This window comes from Streptomyces colwelliae (assembly GCF_048158785.1).
Classification (GTDB): domain Bacteria; phylum Actinomycetota; class Actinomycetes; order Streptomycetales; family Streptomycetaceae; genus Streptomyces.
Genome location: NZ_JBLTJC010000666.1, coordinates 1 through 2,822, shown reverse-complemented (window position 1 = coordinate 2,822; position 2,822 = coordinate 1). Strand labels below are relative to the sequence as shown.

Here is a 2,822-nt window from a genome sequence, read left to right as displayed (position 1 = left end):
CCAGGGGGGGGCGCGGGGGACTGCGCGATCGTTGCCGGGTGCGGGCTGTGTGTGGCTGGTCGCGCAGTTCCCCGCGCCCCTTAAGGGCGCTTGCCCTCAAGGGGGCTACCAGGCGAAGGCCTCCGGCGAGGGGCCCGGCCCCGGGAAGATCTCGTCCAGCGAGGTGAGCAGTTCCTCGCTCAACTCCAGCTCTACGGCCCGCAGCGCGCTGTCGAGCTGTTCGGCGGTGCGCGGGCCCACGATCGGGCCGGTGACGCCGGGGCGGGTGAGGAGCCAGGCCAGGGCGGCCTCGCCGGGCTCGATGCCGTGCTTGTCGAGGAGGTCCTCGTAGGCCTGGATCTGGGCGCGTGAGGTCGGGTTGGCGAGGGTGTCGGCGGCCCGGCCGCTCGCCCGGCGCCCGCCCGAGATCTCCTTCTTGATGACCCCGCCAAGCAGCCCGCCCTGGAGCGGGGACCAGGGGATGACCCCGAGGCCGTACTCCTGCGCGGCCGGGATGACCTCCATCTCGGCGCGACGCTCGGCGAGGTTGTAGAGGCACTGCTCACTGACGAGGCCGATGGTGCCGCCGCGGCGGGCGGCGATCTCGTTGGCCTGGGCGATCTTGTAACCGGGGAAGTTCGAGGAACCGACGTAGAGGATCTTGCCCTGCTGGATCAGGGTGTCGATCGCCTGCCAGATCTCCTCGAAGGGCGTGTCCCGGTCGACGTGGTGGAACTGGTAGACGTCGATGTAGTCGGTCTGTAGCCGCTTGAGGCTGGCGTCCACGGCGCGCCGGATGTTCAGGGCGGAGAGCTTGTCGTGGTTGGGCCAGGCGGGGACGCCCTCGGCGCCCATGTTGCCGTACATCTTGGTGGCGAGGACCGTCTTGTCGCGGTGATCGGGGCTCTTGGCGAACCAGTTGCCGATGATCTCCTCGGTCCGGCCCTTGTTCTCGCCCCAGCCATAGACGTTGGCCGTGTCGAAGTAGTTGATGCCCGCGTCCAGCGCCGCGTCCATGATCGCGTGGCTGTCCGTCTCGTTCGTCTGCGGTCCGAAGTTCATCGTGCCGAGGACCAGTCGGCTGACCTTGAGGCCTGTGCGTCCGAGCTGCGTGTACTTCATGAGTACTTAGCCAACGACTTTGAGTGCGCTCTATGCAAGGGGGGTCAGTCGCGGGGGAACTTGTCGGTCTTGAGGACGAGGTCGACCACCGTGCCGGTCAGGTCGACTTCGGTGCCGAAGTCCACGCGTACGGGGTCGGCGTAGTCGCCGTCCTTGGGGTCGGTGTAGACGTGGCAGCGCCCTTGGTAGGGGTCGGCGATGACGTAGACGGGGACCTCGGCTTCCGCGTACGCGGTCCTCTTCGGGCCGTAGTCGTTGGCGGCCGTGCCCTTGGAGATCACCTCGGCGACGAACTCCACGTCCTGGTAGCGCCAGTGGCCTGTGTCGTCGGGCTTCGCCCCGTCCTTGAGCATGGCGATGTCCGGGCAGAAGCCGTTCTCGAAGCCGGGGAAATCGACACGGACGTCGGTGAAGACCAGGGCATCCCTGCCGAACCTGTCTTCGACGGCCCAAAGGATCTGGCGAATGATCTGCCAATGCGTGTTCCGCTGCGGCGTCATGTGAACGTTGCCCTCGACGATCTCGACCCTGAATCCTTCGGGGACGGGCATACGCTCAAGCCGCTCGAACCACTCGTCCAAGCGCTGGGTGTTGGCGTCGGCGTCGGCCATCGCGATCCTGTCTTCAAGGACGGTCATCGTGGCGCTCCTCCCCCGCTGCCCCACGGACGGGTGCAGCCGCGCAGTACAACGATACGCACGGTGACCGGGATGCGTAGTGATCACGCCATCGTCACCGTCGTTATTCGGTTGCCGCCCACGCCCCCACCTCCGACCCTGTTCCCCGTGACCCAGCCGACGGACACGGACACGGACACGGACACGGACACGGACACCTACTTCATCTGCGCCACCCCCCGAACCGGCAGCTCCCTCCTCCTCGGCCTGCTCGACTCCACCGGGGTCGCCGGGCACCCGCAGGCGTACTTCCGGTCGCCGGACGAGGGGGCGTGGGCCGAGCGGTGGAGGATCGGGCACACATCCCAAAGGGCCCTGGACTACGGCGAGTTCGTGCGGGCCGCGCTGGTGGCGGGGCGGACATGCAACGGGGTCTTCGGAGCCAAGCTCATGTGGGGGACGCACGCCGAACTCGCCGACCGGCTGGCGGGCCTGCACCCTGAACTCGCCGGAGATGAACTGCGGCTGCTGGAGCGGGAGTTCGGGCGGCGAATCCGGTTCGTGTATCTGCGCCGGGACGACATCCTCGCCCAAGCCGTCTCGTGGCTGCGGGCCGAGCAGACCGGTGTCTGGTTCGTCGGCGGGAAGGGGGAGATCAGTGGAGAGGGAGGCCAAGTCGCCGGTGAGCGGCCCCGTTTCGACCGTGACGCCATCACCCGCATCATGCGGACCATCGACGAGCACAACGCCGGTTGGGAGCGGTGGTTCGAGGCCTACGGCATCCAGCCGCACCGCATCCGCTACGAGGACCTCTCCGCCGATCCGTCCTCCGTGACCCACGGTGTCCTCGACCATCTCGGCCTCGGTGCCGCTCTCCCCGCCGGCCGGCAGCTCACCCCCAGTCACCACCGCCAGGCCGACCGCCTCAACGAGGAGTGGATCGCCCGGTATCGGCTACTGCCGCCCGTTCCGGGGGCGCCCGGCCCGTCGAGCTGACCTTCTGCCCGAGGCACGGAACTGCGCCCCGTCCCTCGCCCCACCCATCGACGGCATCGGAGACACCGGCGACATCGGCGACATCGCGGGCATCGAGAACCCCGAGGG

Annotated in this window: 3 protein-coding genes; 1 reads left to right on the top strand and 2 read right to left on the bottom strand. The window is 68.4% G+C overall.

From position 1 onward, the window contains the following. Nucleotides 1-105: 105 nt before the first annotated feature. Together ACNFOC_RS52900 and ACNFOC_RS52895 are read right to left on the bottom strand one after the other, a co-directional pair. Complete coding sequence (locus ACNFOC_RS52900) at nt 106-1,101, bottom strand: aldo/keto reductase (protein WP_416966100.1); 996 nt, start codon at nt 1,099-1,101, stop codon at nt 106-108. Nucleotides 1,102-1,145: 44 nt separating this feature from the next. After that, nucleotides 1,146-1,739, bottom strand: a complete 594-nt coding sequence (locus ACNFOC_RS52895; RefSeq protein WP_416966099.1) for a Uma2 family endonuclease — start codon at nt 1,737-1,739, stop codon at nt 1,146-1,148. Nucleotides 1,740-1,886: 147 nt separating this feature from the next. Here ACNFOC_RS52895 and ACNFOC_RS52890 point away from each other — a divergent pair, with 147 nt between their 5' ends. Continuing rightward, nucleotides 1,887-2,714, top strand: coding sequence for a Stf0 family sulfotransferase (locus tag ACNFOC_RS52890; RefSeq protein WP_416966098.1), 828 nt, complete (start codon nt 1,887-1,889; stop codon nt 2,712-2,714). The last annotated feature ends 108 nt before the right edge of the window (nt 2,715-2,822 follow it).